General features: G+C 54.1%; 14 protein-coding genes. All 14 read left to right on the forward strand.

The window, feature by feature from the left end; all coding sequences use genetic code 11:
- Positions 1 to 159: 159 nt before the first annotated feature.
- The 14 genes from NST44_RS12285 (at position 160) to NST44_RS12350 (ending at position 16,722) form a co-directional block, all read left to right on the forward strand.
- Positions 160 to 1,710 carry a fumarate hydratase gene (locus NST44_RS12285; RefSeq protein WP_007127412.1) on the forward strand — a complete coding sequence of 517 codons (1,551 nt, stop codon included), beginning with the start codon at positions 160 to 162 and terminating at the stop codon, positions 1,708 to 1,710.
- Positions 1,711 to 1,891: 181 nt separating this feature from the next.
- On the forward strand, positions 1,892 to 3,700 hold the full coding sequence (pnpS, locus tag NST44_RS12290) for a two-component system histidine kinase PnpS (RefSeq protein ID WP_007127413.1): 1,809 nt from the start codon (positions 1,892 to 1,894) through the stop codon (positions 3,698 to 3,700).
- Between the two features lie 68 nt (positions 3,701 to 3,768).
- Positions 3,769 to 4,500, forward strand: a complete 732-nt coding sequence (locus tag NST44_RS12295) for a response regulator transcription factor (RefSeq protein ID WP_007127414.1) — start codon at positions 3,769 to 3,771, stop codon at positions 4,498 to 4,500.
- Between the two features lie 236 nt (positions 4,501 to 4,736).
- Positions 4,737 to 6,104, forward strand: coding sequence for a methyl-accepting chemotaxis protein (locus tag NST44_RS12300; RefSeq protein WP_340899637.1), 1,368 nt, complete (start codon positions 4,737 to 4,739; stop codon positions 6,102 to 6,104).
- A gap of 145 nt (positions 6,105 to 6,249) precedes the next feature.
- Entirely contained in the window at positions 6,250 to 7,260 is a 1,011-nt protein-coding gene (locus tag NST44_RS12305; RefSeq protein ID WP_007127416.1) for a PstS family phosphate ABC transporter substrate-binding protein, read from the forward strand.
- A 39-nt stretch (positions 7,261 to 7,299) separates the two neighbouring features.
- Complete coding sequence (pstC, locus tag NST44_RS12310; protein WP_007127417.1) at positions 7,300 to 8,232, forward strand: phosphate ABC transporter permease subunit PstC; 933 nt, start codon at positions 7,300 to 7,302, stop codon at positions 8,230 to 8,232.
- The gene (gene pstA, locus NST44_RS12315; RefSeq protein ID WP_007127418.1) at positions 8,233 to 9,108 is read left to right on the forward strand and encodes a phosphate ABC transporter permease PstA; all 876 of its coding nucleotides are present in this window, start codon (positions 8,233 to 8,235) and stop codon (positions 9,106 to 9,108) included.
- 57 nt (positions 9,109 to 9,165) lie between these two features.
- The gene (gene pstB, locus NST44_RS12320; protein ID WP_007127419.1) at positions 9,166 to 9,921 is read left to right on the forward strand and encodes a phosphate ABC transporter ATP-binding protein PstB; all 756 of its coding nucleotides are present in this window, start codon (positions 9,166 to 9,168) and stop codon (positions 9,919 to 9,921) included.
- A gap of 45 nt (positions 9,922 to 9,966) precedes the next feature.
- On the forward strand, positions 9,967 to 10,626 hold the full coding sequence (phoU, locus tag NST44_RS12325) for a phosphate signaling complex protein PhoU (RefSeq protein WP_007127420.1): 660 nt from the start codon (positions 9,967 to 9,969) through the stop codon (positions 10,624 to 10,626).
- Between the two features lie 224 nt (positions 10,627 to 10,850).
- Positions 10,851 to 13,508 (forward strand): DNA polymerase I, encoded by a 2,658-nt coding sequence (gene polA, locus NST44_RS12330; RefSeq protein WP_340899640.1) that lies wholly within the window; start codon positions 10,851 to 10,853, stop codon positions 13,506 to 13,508.
- Between the two features lie 329 nt (positions 13,509 to 13,837).
- Complete coding sequence (gene mutM / locus NST44_RS12335) at positions 13,838 to 14,671, forward strand: DNA-formamidopyrimidine glycosylase (RefSeq protein WP_007127422.1); 834 nt, start codon at positions 13,838 to 13,840, stop codon at positions 14,669 to 14,671.
- 135 nt (positions 14,672 to 14,806) lie between these two features.
- A complete protein-coding gene (locus tag NST44_RS12340) occupies positions 14,807 to 15,550 on the forward strand; it encodes an MntP/YtaF family protein (RefSeq protein ID WP_007127423.1) in 744 nt (247 codons plus the stop codon).
- 9 nt (positions 15,551 to 15,559) lie between these two features.
- Positions 15,560 to 16,159 (forward strand): dephospho-CoA kinase, encoded by a 600-nt coding sequence (gene coaE, locus NST44_RS12345; RefSeq protein WP_007127424.1) that lies wholly within the window; start codon positions 15,560 to 15,562, stop codon positions 16,157 to 16,159.
- Positions 16,156 to 16,722 (forward strand): lytic transglycosylase domain-containing protein, encoded by a 567-nt coding sequence (locus NST44_RS12350; protein WP_028403886.1) that lies wholly within the window; start codon positions 16,156 to 16,158, stop codon positions 16,720 to 16,722. Before coaE ends, NST44_RS12350 begins: the two co-directional genes overlap by 4 nt.
- The last annotated feature ends 49 nt before the right edge of the window (positions 16,723 to 16,771 follow it).

Consider the following 16,771-nt stretch of genomic DNA (forward strand, 5'->3'; position numbering starts at 1 on the left):
TGGTTATTCAATGCATGTAAACGGCACATTTCCAGCCATGCGTTCAAATTCAAAGTAAACCCTTTCATGGCCGGTTTGTTGTGATATGATATACCTTGGGACTAACCAGGATACCTTAGCGGCAAGCTGGTCATCGAAAGAGAGGTTGAAAATCAAGTGATGAAGCATTTTGAAGAAAGCATGTACAAACTGATTGTGGAGACGTCCACGAATCTTCCGGGAGATGTCCGCAGAGCGGTAAACCGCGGACGCGCTGCAGAGGATGCGGCTACGCGCGCGGGGCTCGCCTTGGCAACGATCGCTCAGAATATCGAAATGGCCGAGCAGGAGGTATCGCCGATCTGCCAGGATACGGGAATGCCGACCTTTATCGTACATACTCCTGTAGGCGCCAACCAAATCGAAATGAAGAAGGCCATATATCAGGCCGTCGTCCGCGCAACCAAGGATGGCAAGCTCCGTCCGAACTCGGTCGATTCCTTGACAGGAGCCAATAGCGGGGATAACCTCGGACCCGGAACGCCGGTCATTCATTTCGAGCAGTGGGAGCAGGACAAGATCGATGTCCGTCTCATTCTGAAGGGCGGCGGCTGCGAGAACAAGAATATTCAATACAGCCTGCCAACGGAGCTTGAGGGTCTCGGCAAAGCGGGCCGTGATTTGGACGGCATCCGCAAATGCATTCTTCATTCGATCTACCAGGCCCAAGGACAAGGCTGCAGCGCAGGCTTTATCGGGGTCGGCATCGGCGGGGACCGGACAACAGGCTATGAGCTGGCCAAGCAGCAGCTTTTCCGTCATCTCGACGATGTGAATCCGAACGAGGATTTGGCAAAGCTGGAGGATTATATTCTCGAAAATGCAAACAAGCTGGGCATAGGCACCATGGGCTTCGGCGGCGAAGTTACGCTGCTGGGCTGTAAAATCGGCGTCATGAACCGTCTGCCTGCGAGCTTCTTTGTCTCGGTTGCGTACAACTGCTGGGCGTTCCGCCGACAAGGTGTCATGATTGAGCCGGCGACCGGCGAAATTGCGGAGTGGCTGTACGAAGCGGGCAACGAGGTACGGATGAATGCAGCGAGTGAAGCAGCCGCTGCGTCGGCAGGCTCTGCCGCGGTGCAAGGGCAAGGACGGGAGATCGTTCTGCAGACGCCGATCAGCGAGGAGCAAATCCGCAGCCTCCGCGTCGGCGACGTCGTTGTGATTCGCGGGGAGATGCATACCGGACGGGATGCGTTACATAAGTATCTGATGGATCATGACGCACCGATCGACCTGAACGGCGCGGTCATTTACCACTGCGGGCCGGTTATGCTGAAGGACGAGGAAGGCTGGCATGTGAAGGCGGCCGGACCGACGACAAGCATCCGCGAGGAGCCTTATCAAGGGGAAATCCTCAAGAAATTCGGCATCCGGGCGGTTATCGGAAAAGGCGGAATGGGTCCGAAGACGCTTCAAGCCTTGCAGGAGCACGGCGGCGTATATTTGAACGCCATCGGCGGCGCGGCCCAGTATTATGCCGAGTGCATCAAAAAAGTGAACGGCGTGGATTTCATGGAGTTCGGCATTCCCGAAGCGATGTGGCATCTCGAGGTCGATGGATTTGCCGCAATCGTTACGATGGATTCGCACGGAAACAGCCTGCATGCGGATGTAAGCAAGGATTCCGCCGCCAAGCTGGCCATGTTTAAGGATCCGGTCTTTTCATAATTCATAATGATGAAGCAGCATCGATTGGCTTTATGCCGATCGGTGCTTTTTGCATTTAGAGATTGCTGGCGGGAGGGATCCCCTTCGTCTTACGGATTTAACGTTGCAGGATGACGGGGACAAGGTTTATGATGGGAAGCAAATACATCGAATGCAAGGCACAAGAGGAAAGGGAGAGAGCATGAAGCAGTTTCGCAACCGTCTAACCCTGATCATGCTGGTATTGATCGGTTTATCCATGCTTGGCGCCGGTCTGGCCATGGTAAAGGTATTTAAGCAATCCCATATTCAGCTGCTGGAGGACAATATGATCCGGGAGATCCGGCTTCTGCAGACGATGATGGATTTTCCGGATACCGACAGCCCGGATGCCGTCGAGTATTATACGAACCGTTCTCTTCAGCTTGAAGAGCTGTCTGATGCAAGGGTTACGTTTATAACGAAGGATGGACGGGTGATCGGAGATTCCGAGAGCAACCCCGTGACCATGGATAATCATGCTTACCGCGAGGAAGTCTTGGAAGCGGAGAAGACCGGCAAAGGGAGCACCATCCGCCGCAGCAGCACGCTGGGGCAGGACATGCTGTACGTCGCGCTGCCCGTTAAGGTCGGCGATTCCTTCGATGGCTTCGTGCGACTGTCCCTCAGCCTCAGTCAGGTCGACCAAGGCGTCCGGCAAGGCTGGACGGTGATGGGCATTGGTCTTGCGATTCTGTTCCTCGCAGCGAGTCTTCTGAGCATTCGCGTGGCGAAGGGGCTGACGTCGCCGCTCGAGAAAATCACGAGAGTCGCCAGACGCATTGCGCGTTTGGAGTATGATGCGCGGGTGAATATTAACCGTAAGGATGAGATCGGCCAGCTGGCGCAAGCGATCAACGGGATGGCCGACAGTCTTCAGACCCAAGTTCGGACGATCCGGGACAATGAAGATTTGCTCCAGAGCGTCCTGAACAACATGACAGGCGGGATCGTCATGGTGAACGGATCGGGCCATATTATGCTCATCAACCGGGCGGCCGAGAGAATGCTGGGCGTTGACGCCGAAGTGATTACCGGAAAATCGTATCGGGAGCTCAAGCAGCATTACGAGCTCACGAAGCTGATGAAGGAAGGGCTCGAGAACCGTAACAGCTTCCATGAAGAACGGAATCTGTATTACCCGGTCGAATCGATTGTCCGGCTGGACGGGGTCCCGATGGTGCAGGAGGATGGGGCCTACCGGGGCATGCTATTCCTGCTCCAGGATGTAAGCGACATCCGCAGATTGGAGAGAATGCGAAGCGAATTCGTGGCGAATGTATCGCATGAGCTCAAGACACCGCTTGCGGCCGTTAAGGGGTTTGCCGAGACGCTTCTTGGCGGCGGCGTGTCGGATGAGAAGACCGCCAGATCGTTTCTCCAAATCATCTATGATGAATCCGAGCGGCTCAACCGGCTGATCGGCGATATTCTGGAGCTGTCTTCCATCGAGTCCAAGCGCGTTCAGATGGACTATTCGCCGATCCATCTGCAGGCATTCTTCGAGACGATATCCGAGATGATGCGCACGGTGGCGGAGAAGAAGCGGATCAGCCTCGAGCTCGACGTGCCAGAAGAGCTGTTCATGGAAGGCGATGAGGACAAGCTGCGCCAAATCTTCATGAATCTGTTATCCAATGCGATCAACTATACGCAGGAGGGCGGCAGGGTCAAATTGACGGCACGGGAAAAACTGCATAACGGCCAGTCCGAGGACATCGTCCAGTTCATTGTAAAGGATTCGGGGATCGGTATACCGAAGAAGGATCTTCCGCGTATCTTCGAGCGGTTTTATCGGGTGGACAAAGCGAGATCCCGGGGATCAGGCGGTACGGGACTTGGCCTATCGATCGTTAAGCATCTGGTGGATATGCATCACGGCCGGATCGATGTGGAAAGCGAGCTGGGCGTTGGGAGCTCCTTCATCATCGAGCTTCCCGTTCTTCAGGAACACGAGGAAGCGGGAATTTAACACAGCGTTAACATTCAGTTTATATACTGAAACAAGTAATCCAATCCATACACAAGGCGGGGTTAATATTGACTCAACGTTTACTTGTTATTGAAGATGAGCCTACACTGTCTCGTTTGTTATCGTACAATTTGACGCAGGAAGGCTTTGACGTCACCGTTGAAGAGCATGGGACGGCAGGTTACGAAAGAGCGTCGCAGGAGGAGTTCGACCTGATTCTGCTCGATGTCATGCTGCCGGGCATGAACGGCTTTCAAATTTTAGAGAAGCTTAGAGGCAAAGGCATTAAGACGCCGATCATTATTCTCACGGCGAAGAATGCAGAGGAGGAAGTCGTGCAAGGCCTGAAGATGGGGGCGGACGACTATATTACGAAGCCGTTCGGCGTTTCCGAGCTGCTGGCCAGAGTTTCGGCCGTCATGCGCAGAACGTCTGGTCAAAGCGAGGAAGCGAAGGTTTCGGAGCAGCAGGCGAACGTGATCTCGCTCGGACAGCTCGAAATCTTCCCCGAGAAATATGAGGTGCGGCTCGGCGGGCAGAGCATTAATCTCCGTCCGAAGGAATTCGAGGTGCTGCTCTATTTGGCGAAGAAGCCGGGCGTCGTCTTGACGCGGGACGATCTGATGAACGTCGTCTGGGGGTTCGATTATATCGGCGGCCAACGCACCGTTGACGTCCATGTCAGCTCGCTCCGCAAAAAGCTGGAGCTCGATCCGGAATCCGTGCATATCGATTCGATTCGCGGCGTCGGGTATAAATTGGTTGTTAATACGAATAAAGCTTCCCATCATTCACTGTAAATGATGCGGAGGCTTTTTTTATGCCAGCTGTTAAAGGAAGCTAACGACACTAGCAACTCTATCGGATGCCAATCCCCGCTTGCTGCGGGGTTATTTAGTTCCAGGGGATCGTTTTTCTGAGACTTTGGTTACATATCCAGCCAAGATTGGCGCGCGATTTACACGGCGTTAACATACCGAATATATACCGATAACAATCCTTCGATATGATGCGTCTAAAGAACCATTAGGAGAGGATGGAGCCGATGACGCTGCTTCGGAAAACACCGGGACGACAGGTCACTCAAGGGGATCAGGCGGTTCAAGGGAAACGAGTGGATCAAGGGAATCAAGCAGGTCAGAATCAACGAACGGTTCAAGCGGCTGGGGCGCCGAATGCGGTTCATGGAATCGCGGAAGCTCTCGAGGATCTGACGGAGCAAACGAATCAAATGAATCGAATGAATCAAGCCAGTCAGGCGGAGGAGCGGTTACAGGATCCGGAAGCGAGGCTAGCGCCGCAGGCATCGGGCGAGCTGAAGGAGCCGTCCATGATGGAATATATTCGAACCGTGCCTGAAATCAGCGAGACCGAGACATGCCTTGATGTGCTGGAGCTGTTGATGGGCAACCCGGGCATCCCGTGCGTAATCTACTGCAATACCCCGGGGAACCCGTCCGGGCTGATTATGAGAGACGCCTTCTTTCAGCGGATGATGGGCAGGTTCGCAGTGGATTTATATTACCCGAAGCCGGCGTTCCAGTTCGCGGATTTGAGTCCAACCATAGTCGAAGCGGATGAAACCGTCTCCGAAGTGTTAAACCTGGCGCTGCACCGCCCGGATGACAAATTTTACGATTGCATCATTGTAAAACAGCAAGAAGTGCTGGCCGGCGTGCTCACCGTTCGGGACCTTATGAACTTGTCCGGTAGGCTGCAGCTGGATGCGGAGCGGAAGAGAGAGCTGATTCTGACTGGAAGCTACCGACACACGAGCAATATCGAGGCTTCGCTCGATGATGTTAAGGCAGCCGCGGACAAGACGAGAGCTGAATGTGTCCGAATGCGCGAATTTTCCGAGACCGGGGCGGACAAGCTGGAGCGGGTATCCTCGTCCTATGCGGGGCTGATCGGGGATATGACCCGGCGCGGCGATCAAGCCGAAGAGCTTGTGCGCCACGCAGGCCGCATCTCCTCCATTACGGGCACGATAACCGAGCTTGCCAATCAGAGCAGCCTGCTGGCGATGAACGCGTCAATCGAGGCGGCCCACGCCGGAGAGCATGGACGGGGCTTTCAGGTTGTAGCAGGCGAGGTCCAATCCTTGGCGAAGCAGACACGGAAGCTGGCGGGCGACATCTCCGAGCTGCTAGAGCATATCCAGCAGCTTGCTGCGGATACGGCAGCTGCTGCGGGATCGGCGCTAAAGGAGCTTCAATCCTGCGAAGGCGACGTCGAAGAGGGAACCCGTCTCTTTTATGAAATGCAGCAGGCGGTTCATGAAGTGGAATTGTCCGGGAGCCAGGTCTATGAGCTGGCGGTTAATACGGTACAACGCGTGCACCAGATTAAGGAAGAGCTGGCCGGTATGAACGCTTCGTTAGAGCCGAGGGCGGAGCAATAAGATGTGAATCTGCAAGTCTAGCATTCTATTATAAATTTTACACTGCGTTTACATTTCTGAAAAACTGCAATTACATTAGGGGATTAAGATCTATATTGTAAGACGGTTAGTAAAGACAACAACCATTTTGAAGGAGTGGATTCGTTTGTTTAGAAAAAGGGGTCGTAAACCAGCAGGCATTCTCGTTCTGGTGCTGATGCTGAGCGCCATTCTCGCAGCTTGCGGAGGCGGAAACAGTACAACGGGCAGCGCGTCGGGAGAAACGAACAGTAACGGCAGCTCTGCTCAACAAGAAGAAAGCAAAACGACGGATGCTTTGTCCGGAACGATTGAAATCGATGGATCCAGCACGGTGCATCCGTTGACAGAAGCGATCGCTGAGGAATTCGGAGCAGCAAATCCGGACGTACGCGTTCCAATCGGAACCGGCGGTACAGGCGCAGGCTTCAAGCGCTTTGCAACCGGCGAAATCGCAATTGCGAATGCATCCCGTCCAATTAAAGATACAGAAGCGGAAGAGCTCAAGAAGAACAATGTTGAATACAACGAAGTTCTGGTTGCTTATGACGGACTGTCCGTCGTTGTCAATCCGGATAATGATTTTGTAGATAAGCTTACCGTAGATGAGTTGAAGAAAATCTATGAGCCAAACAGCAAAGTAAAAACATGGGCGGACGTACGTGAAGGCTGGCCTGCCGAGGAGATCAAAATCTACTCCCCTGGTACGGACCATGGAACCTTCGACTACTTCACCGAAGCCATTAACGGCGAAGCTCAATCCAGCCGTAACGACAGCCAGATTACGTTCAGTGCCGACACGAATGCCGTTGTACAGGGTGTTGCCGGCGATAAGAACTCTATCGGATATTTCGGATTTTCCTTCTACGAAGAGAATCAGGACAAATTGAAGCTGGTTCCGATCGACAACGGTACTGCAACAGTAGCGCCAAGCATGGAAACGATTAAAGACAACAGCTATGCTCCATTGTCCCGTCCGCTTTACATCTACGTAAGCAAGAAGGAAATGGAACGTCCTGAAGTGAAGGCTTTCGTAGACTTCTACCTTGAGAATGCCGGAAGCTTGGCGGGCGAAGTTGGCTTCGTTCCTCTGCAAGATGAGCAATATGAAGAGGAAAAAGGCAAGCTGGCCCAATAATTGAACGGTTATTCCAGGTAATAGAAAGGGAAGAGGAGAATGAACAAAACATCATCCGTGGCGGGTGCACCTAAGCAAATGACGTTTCGTCGCAGCAAAACGCGCCTCTCCGATAAAATCATTCCGATTCTGCTCGGCATGTGCGCACTGCTATCGGTCGTCACCACCATCGGGATTGTATATACACTGTTACAGGAATCCATCATCTTCTTTAAGGAAGTGCCGGTGTGGTCCTTCCTGACAGGAACGACATGGAGTCCGATTCTCCCTCCAAAAGAATTCGGCGTGCTGCCCCTCCTGGGCGGCACACTGCTGATTACAGGCATTGCGATCTTATTCGCAGTGCCTATCGGCTTGGCATGCGCTATTTATTTGAATGAATACGCTCCTGCCCGGGTTCGGGGGGTAGTCAAACCGGTACTTGAGGTATTGGCCGGAGTACCGACGATTGTTTACGGTTATTTTGCATTGGAAGCCGTCACGCCATTCCTTCAAAAGATTTTTCCCGATATGGGCATATTCAATGCGCTTAGCGCAGGGATCGTCGTCGGCGTTATGGTGCTGCCGATGATCTCCTCCCTGAGCGAGGACGCCATGCGGGCTGTGCCGAAAACGTTGCGCCACGGCGCCTATGCGCTCGGGGCTACCCGCTTTGAGGTAGCGCTGAAAATCGTGCTGCCTGCAGCCTTGTCCGGGGTCGTGTCTTCGTTCGTCCTGGCTTTCTCGCGGGCGATCGGCGAGACGATGATCGTTACCGTAGCCGCGGGGGCAACGCCGCAGCTGACATTGAACCCGCTGGAGAGCATCCAGACGATGACCTCGTACATCGTTCAGGTCAGCATGGGTGACGTACCGCGCGGTACGATCGAGTACGGTACTATTTTTGCGGTAGGTTTGACGCTGTTCGTCATTACCTTCTTGCTTAATATTTTGGCGCAGTGGGTCGCTCGCCGCTTCAGGGAGGAATACTAGATGGAACGTTTGAATCTGGGAGACAGCAAGAGAATCAACCGAAGACGCATTAGTGACCAAACCCTGCATATGATTTTTCTCGCCTGCACCAGCATCGGCATTCTTGTCCTGATGGCACTCATCGGCACGATCGTGATGGACGGAATTCACCGGCTGTCGCCGGACTTATTCACGAATTATCCTTCCCGGATTGCGGACCGGGCCGGTCTGAAGTCGCCGATTGTCGGCACGATTTATTTGCTGCTCCTGATGGCTCCGCTATCCTTCATCCTGGGCGTCGGGGCAGCGATCTTTCTTGAAGAATATGCGGGACGCAGCCGCTGGGTTCGGCTCATTCAGCTGAATATCAGTACGCTTGCAGGCGTTCCTTCTATTATTTACGGCATTCTGGGCCTGGCGATTTTCGTCCGCGGCATGAATCTTGGACGCAGCTTGCTGTCCGGGGTCCTGACGATGACGCTGCTTGTCCTTCCGATCATTATCGTAGCGGCACAGGAAGCGCTCCGCGCCGTTCCGAAAAATCGGCGGGACGCCTCCTATGCGCTTGGCGCGACGAAATGGCAGACCGTATCCAAGTCGGTCCTGCCGTCGGCGATGCCCGGCATCATGACAGGGGTCATTCTGGCTTTGTCACGGGCAATCGGGGAAACCGCACCGCTCATTATGATAGGCGCCTTAACGTACGTAGCCTTTTTGCCGGAAAATCTGCTGGATTCCTTCACCGTAATGCCGATCCAGATCTTCAACTGGATATCCAGACCAAGTGAAGCATTCCACGAGCTGGCGGCATCGGGTATTATTCTGCTTCTCATCATGCTGTTCATTATGAACATTGCAGCGGTATGGATCCGGAATAAGTATTCGAAGAACATCTAAGACGCGCAAGAGACGATAAGGCAGATCGAATCGTAAAAAAGGAGACATGAATAAAATATGGAAGCCATCATACAGATTGAGAAACTGAACCTATACTACGACACGTATCATGCGCTCAAAAATGTCGATCTGGACATACCCGAAAAAACAGTCACCGCATTCATCGGACCTTCCGGCTGCGGTAAATCGACGCTGCTTCGGACCTTGAACCGCATGAATGACATGATTCCGGCAACCCGGATCGAGGGCAGCGTGCGGATCGGCGGCACCGAAATTTACGGCGAGGACGTTCATGTGGAAGCCCTGCGCAAGCAGGTCGGCATGGTGTTCCAGCAGCCGAATCCGTTCCCGAAATCGATCTATGACAATATTGCCTACGGACCGCGCCTGCACGGCATCAAGAGCAAGTCCGATCTGGACGGCATCGTTGAGCAGAGCTTGAAGCAAGCTGCGCTGTGGGAAGAGGTCAAGGACTATTTGAAGCGTTCGGCGCTGAGCCTTTCAGGCGGTCAACAGCAGCGTCTGTGCATCGCGCGTGCGCTGGCCGTTCAGCCGGATATCCTTCTCATGGATGAGGCGACCTCTGCGCTTGACCCGATCTCGACCCTGAAGATTGAAGAGCTGGTTCAGGAATTGAAGAGCACTTATACAATCGTTATGGTTACGCACAACATGCACCAGGCCGCTCGGGTATCTGGCCAGACGGTGTTTTTCTTGAACGGTGAGGTGGTGGAGTCGGCTAGCACCGACGTTCTCTTCTCCACGCCTTCGGATGCCCGCACCGAGGATTATATTTCCGGCCGTTTCGGTTAATGGTTCAATTATCATCTTCTTAAGCATAGATAGGAGGAGCACCACATGATCCGGAGAATTGAGTTTGACCAGCAGCTCGACGAGCTGAAAACATTACTGCGCGAGATGGGAAAGCATATGGAGGAGGCACTGGCCTTGGCCGTACAGTCTCTGCAGACCCTGGATGCGGACAAAGCCCAGCGCGTCGTTGACAACGACGTCCAGCTGAACGCGATGGAAGAGCAGATCATGGACATCGGCTCGCGCCTGATCGTCACCCAGCAGCCGGTGGCGAAAGATTTGCGGCGCATTCTGGTCGCCTTCCGGATCGCGAGCGATCTGGAGCGGATGGGGGATCTGGCACGCGACGTTGCCAAAGTCACCCTTCGCCTCCAAGGCCAGAAGCTGATCAAGCCTTTGGTGGATCTGCCGCGCATGTCGGATCAAGTGCGGGCGATGGTATCGGAATCCATCGAATCCTATCTGACGGAGAATACGGACCTGGCTTATAAAATGGCCCAGGACGATGATCAGGTGGATCATTTGTACAGCATTATTTTGCAGGACCTATTCGCTCACCTGACCTCGGATCCGGATACGGCGAATCAAGCGATGCTGCTGGTCATGGTTGGCCGGTACATCGAACGCATTGCCGACCATGCGACCAATATCGGGGAAAGCACGGTTTATCTGGTGACGGGACACCGTCCGGACCTGAATCAATAAGATGCTTTAAAGAACGGGAACGCCGGCTATATGCCGGCGTTTTTTTATGCTACGGCCTGCCATTAAAGCAGCAACCGCAGATTTAATGCAGATCCCCCGGATTTATCCGAGCGTCTATTAGGAAGCATTCTTCATTTTTTAAGTAAGACGGGAGGATCATTCGGAATTTAGCGGTAACCTATGTTATCATGAGGTAAGGAAGAATTATGGGTGCGAGGTGTTCTATGGACAAGCTGATCCTGATTGATGGAAACAATATTATTTACAGGGCGTTCTTTGCCATGCCGCCGCTGACGAATGCGAGCGGCCAGCAGACGAACGCCGTTTACGGTTTTACAACCATGCTGCTTCGCCTGATCGAAGAGCATAAACCAACACATATGATGGTGGCCTTCGATGCGGGCAAGGAAACGTTTCGGCATGCGGACTATCAGGATTACAAGGGCGGCCGCCAGAAGACGCCGCCGGAGCTGTCCGGACAATTTCCGCTGCTGAAGGAGCTGCTTAAAGGATTGGGCGTTTCCCAATTCGAGATCGGCGGATATGAAGCCGACGATATTATCGGAACGATTACGCGCCAGGCCGATGAAGCCGGCCGGAAGGTGATGGTCGTGTCCGGGGACAAGGATATGCTGCAGCTGGCATCCGAGAATACGACGATTGCGATGGTCCGCAAGGGCGTCACCGAAATCGAGTACTACGGACCGGAGCAGATCAAGGAGCGTTACGATCTCACCCCCGAACAGATCATTGATCTGAAAGGCCTGATGGGCGATGCCTCGGACAACATTCCCGGCGTTCCTGGCGTCGGCGAGAAGACGGCGCTTAAGCTGCTGCATGAATTCGGTTCGGTAGAAGAGGTTGTCGCCAGCTCTGGCGAGCTGAAGGGCAAGATGAAGGAAAAGATCGAGGAGCATGCCGATTCGGCGATTCTAAGCAAAAAGCTGGCGACGATCTTCCGCGAGGTACCGCTTGAGCAGACATTGGACGATATGGTGTTTAATGGTCTCAACGAGGAGACAGCCGGCCCCGCGCTGGCGAAGCTGGAATTCAAATCGTTGATCGAACGGCTTGATCTCCGCACGAGCGGAGGCGGCTCGGAAGCCGAGTCGGAGCCGCAGGCTCAGATCGACGTGACGATCGTGGATGAAGGAAAGCTTGCGGAGCTTGCAGGTGTACTGGAGCAGGTCAGCATCCTGCATGTGGAAACCCATGGCGATAACCCGCATCATGCGGAGGTGATCGGCGTGGCGCTGGCCACGGAGGACCGCCAGTTCTACATTCCGTTCGACGTGCTGAAGTCGGAGGCGGCGGAGCCGATCCGGACGTGGCTGGCCAGCAGCGACATTCCAAAACGCGGGTATGATCTTCACCGGATCGACCTGGCGCTTCATTGGCAGGACATCCCTTTTGCCGGCGCGGCGTTCGACGTTCATCTGGCCGGGTATTTGCTTGATCCGACAGAGGCGAACCAGAGCCTTAGCGGATTGGCTGCGAAGTACGGCCTGTCGTACCTGCAGGCGGATGAGGATGTGTTCGGGAAAGGGGCAAAATACAAGGTACCGGACACGGACAAGCTCAGCGAGCATATGGCCCGCAAATGTCTGGCTGCCGCCCAGCTGATTCCGCTCCAGGAGAAGGAATTGGCCGATAATGAAATGCTTCCGCTGTTCTATGATCTGGAAATGCCGCTGTCCCGGATTTTGGCCGATATGGAGAAGCAGGGCATTGCCGTCAATGTGGAGGATCTGAAGGAGCTCGGGCGCGAGTTCGAGGCGCAAATCGAGCGGCTCGTTCAGGAAATTTACGAGATTGCAGGAACGGAATTTAATTTGAATTCTCCGAAACAGCTCGGCGAAATTCTGTTCGTTAAGCTGCAGCTGCCTGTCATCAAGAAGACCAAGACCGGTTATTCGACGGACGCCGAAGTGCTGGAGAAGCTGGCGCCGTATCACGATATCGTCCGGCTGATTCTCCAATACCGGACGCTTGCCAAGCTTCAATCGACGTATGTTGAAGGTCTGTTGAAGGAGATTTCCGGGAAGACGGGCAAGGTGCATACGTATTACCGTCAGACTATCGCCGCCACGGGACGGCTGAGCAGCCAATATCCGAACCTGCAGAATATTCCGATCAGGCTGGAGGAAGGACGGAAGCTGCGCAAAGTGTTTGTGCCTTCCGAGCCGGGCTGGAGCATTTTGGCCGCGGACTATTCGCAGATCGAGCTGCGCGTGCTTGCCCATATTTCGGACGACGAGCGGCTGAAGGAAGCGTTCCTGCATGATATGGACATTCACACGAAGACGGCCATGGATGTATTCGGCGTCGGCGTGGATGAGGTTGATGCCAACATGCGCCGGTCCGCGAAGGCGGTCAATTTCGGCATTGTGTACGGCATCAGCGATTACGGCCTGTCGCAGAACCTGAACATCACCCGGAAGGAAGCGGCGGCTTTCATCGACCAGTATTTCGAGGTGTTCCAGGGCGTTCGCCGCTACATGGACGAAATCGTTAAGGAAGCCAAGCAGAACGGTTACGTGAAGACGCTGCTCGAACGCAGACGGTACCTTCCCGAGATTAATGCAAGCAACTTCAACCTTCGTTCCTTTGCCGAACGGACGGCGATGAATACGCCGATTCAGGGGACGGCCGCCGATATTATCAAGCTGGCGATGGTTCATATGGATGCCGCCTTGCAGGAGCGCAAGCTGAAGAGCCGCATGCTGCTGCAGGTACACGATGAATTGGTATTCGAGGTGCCGGAGGATGAGCTTGAAATCATGAAGGAGCTTGTGCCTGAGGTGATGAGCCATGCGCTAGCGCTGTCGGTTCCGCTGAAATCGGAGGTCAGCTACGGCACGAACTGGTACGAGGCGAAGTAGAGTCTCTGCTGGCCGATGGGGCAAGGCAAGGTGGTGCCGTTAGGAGCTGTAGAAAGCGATACAGCTGCATTCGTCGAGGGCGATGTGGAGTAACGCGGCGAGGCACGCGGGTACGATGGTTTTAGCGTTGCGCAGCTACGCGAACGAAAGTGCCGGTCGGTCCGTGGATTTACTTTGGCGGCACCGTTGTCGGCATCGCCTGTCTTGAAGTCAGCGGCAGCAGGTCGGCGGGACCAAAGTCATTTAGGATAAAATGCCACAGGTTTCCACCCCAGGTGGGTGCCGCTCCATCCCATCTTCCGGTATAATGAGGTAGAGGTGAAGTTATTATGCCGGAATTGCCGGAAGTCGAAACAGTCAAACGAACCCTTAATCAATTGATTAAAGGCAAATATATAGATCATGTGACCGTAAATCTGCCGCGAATCATTCAGCGGCCTGACGATGTGGATGCTTTTGCATTTATGCTGAAAGGCCATACGATTGAAGGTGTCGAGCGCAGGGGGAAGTTTCTGCGCATCTTGCTGGACGGGCTTGTGCTTGTCTCACACCTTCGGATGGAAGGCCGCTATGGGCTCTACCGGAAGGATGAGCCCGTAGAGAAGCATACCCACGTCATTTTTCATTTTTCGGACGGTACGGAATTGAGATACAAGGACGTGCGCCAATTTGGCACGATGCATCTGTTCGCACCGGGCGAGGAGTTTAACCATCCGCCGTTATCGAAGCTTGGCTATGAGCCTCTGGACGATACGCTGACTCCGGATACTTTCAAAGAAGTGATCGGCAGCAAGAAGACGAAGATCAAAGCGGTGCTGCTGAATCAGGCATATGTCGTCGGCATCGGAAATATATATGTCGATGAATCCTTATTCCGGGCCGGCATTCATCCGGAGATCCCGGCCAATAAGCTCGGGGACGATGAACTGTCCCGGCTGTACCATTCGATTGTGGCCACCCTGTCCGAGGCGGTAGAAGCGGGCGGGTCCTCCATTAAGTCCTATGTTAACGGTCAGGGCGAGATGGGCATGTTCCAGCACAGTCTCAAAATCTACGGCCGGAAGGACGAGCCCTGCTACGGCTGCGGCGGTCCGGTCTTCAAGACGGTTGTCGGCGGAAGGGGCACGCATTACTGCCCTTCATGCCAGCCGGACAGGAAGTAAGGAACTGGGCGTGCACCCCTTCTTTTCTCCACTCATATAATGAGGAGACAATTGGGAAGCTGATCAGGCTATTAGCTGCCATGAAATAACGGCTAAGCGAAGGCTTGATGGGTTCTGCGAAGGAGGGAAGAGAGGGTGCTCAGTCATTTTTTCTCGCCCATACTGCTGGCTATGGCGCTAAGCTTGGACGGGTTTGGGGCAGGGGTTACATACGGTCTGCGCAAAACCAAAATCCCGCTGCTGTCCGTTCTTATTATCTCGCTGTGTTCGGGACTCGTGCTTGGCGTCTCCATGCAGGCGGGGGCGCTGCTCCAGCGGTTTTTGTCCCCGTCAGCGGCATCGGTGATCGGGGCGGCCATTCTGATTCTGCTCGGCTTATGGTCGTTATATCAGCAGGTTTGGGGAACAAGAGATCGCAAGGTAAGGGCGCATGGAATCGATCAGGGGATTGCGCACTACGGAACGGACGGACCGCGGGCTGACGAACAGTCGGGCGTGAACCGGGAAGAACATGCGGGTGGCGGCGAAGCTCTGCAGAAGGCGGTTTTCTCATTTGAAATCCGCAAGCTTGGCCTCGTCATCCAAATTCTGCGGAGCCCTGTCCAAGCGGATATGGACAATTCCGGGAGCATCTCTTCATGGGAAGCGATGTGGCTAGGCATTGCGCTGTCGCTCGATGCATTCGGAGCCGGTCTTGGCGCGGCGATGCTCGGTTTTTCCCCGCTCGGCACGGCTTCAGTGGTCGCACTATTCAGCGGGATCTTTCTAATGCTGGGGATGAGGGTCGGACTGCGGTTTGCATCAAAGAACGGCATGCGTCTGATCTCGTACCTTCCCGCGTTATTGTTAATCATCATGGGTATAATGAAGCTGTTATGAGGTGAAGTCATGAATATCGGTTTAACCGGAGGAATCGCAACAGGCAAAAGCACCGTGTCCTCCATGCTGACCACGAAGGGGGCGCTTCTCGTCGATGCGGATGTCATCGCCCGGGAAGTCATGCTCCCGGGTCATCCGGTGCTGGCTGAGGTGACCGCTCATTTCGGACAACATATTTTGCTGGAAGACGGAACGCTCAATCGAAAAAAGCTGGGGGAGATCATCTTTCGGGACCCCGAGCAGCGGGAAGCGCTGAACCGGATTACCCACCCGGCCATTCGGCAGGAAATCCGGGACCGGACGGAAGCCTACGAACGCGATTATCCAGACCGCCTTGTCGTGGCGGATATCCCGCTGCTGCTGGAGGCGCGTGAACAGTATTCTTTTCTGGAACAGATTGTCGTCGTCTATGTTCCCAGAGAGCTGCAAATCCGGCGACTGATGGATCGTGATGCGCTGACGGAAGGACAAGCCGCGGCCCGTCTCGGGAGTCAGATGGATATTGAAGCCAAGAAGAAGCTTGCGGATATCGTTATCGACAATAGCGGAACGCTGGACGAGACGAAGCAGCAGGTGGACAAGCTGTGGAACAGGATGGTTCGGGTATGAAGTGGCTCCGTAAAAAAAGAGTGCTGCTTCTGCTGTTTGTATCTTTTGTCGGGCTGCTGTTTCTGAGCTCGAATTGGATGACCTTGCTGTACCCGATCGAGTACAGGGACGAGATTCGAAAGCATGCGGACTATTATGATGTCGATCCGTTTCTGGTTGCCTCCATTATCCGTGTAGAGACGAACTTCAAGCCCGGCAAGGAATCCAAAAAGGGAGCGCTCGGGATTATGCAGCTGATGCCGGATACAGCTAACTGGGCGATGGAAATGGCCAAGCTTCCTTCCGTGACGCTGTCCAGCGTCAAGAATGAAGTGGACACGAACATTCAGCTCGGAACGTGGTATATTCAGAACCTGCATCAGGAAATGGACGGCAATCCGATTGCGGCTATCGCTGCGTACAACGCCGGTCCGGGAAACGTTAAGAACTGGATCAAAAAGGGCATGTGGGACGGCACGTACGAGAACGTTAAGCGGATTCCGGTCGGAGAGACGCGGCATTATGTGCAGCGTGTCATTTATTATTATAATCAATACACGAGTGTGTATAATGATCGATTCTAAGCCTATACGAAGAAAAGAGCGTTGACAGCTCTTATCAAGCCGCCAACAC

Origin of the sequence: Paenibacillus sp. FSL W8-0919 (assembly GCF_038003785.1) — a bacterium.
Lineage (GTDB): Bacteria > Bacillota > Bacilli > Paenibacillales > Paenibacillaceae > Paenibacillus_AQ > Paenibacillus_AQ lactis.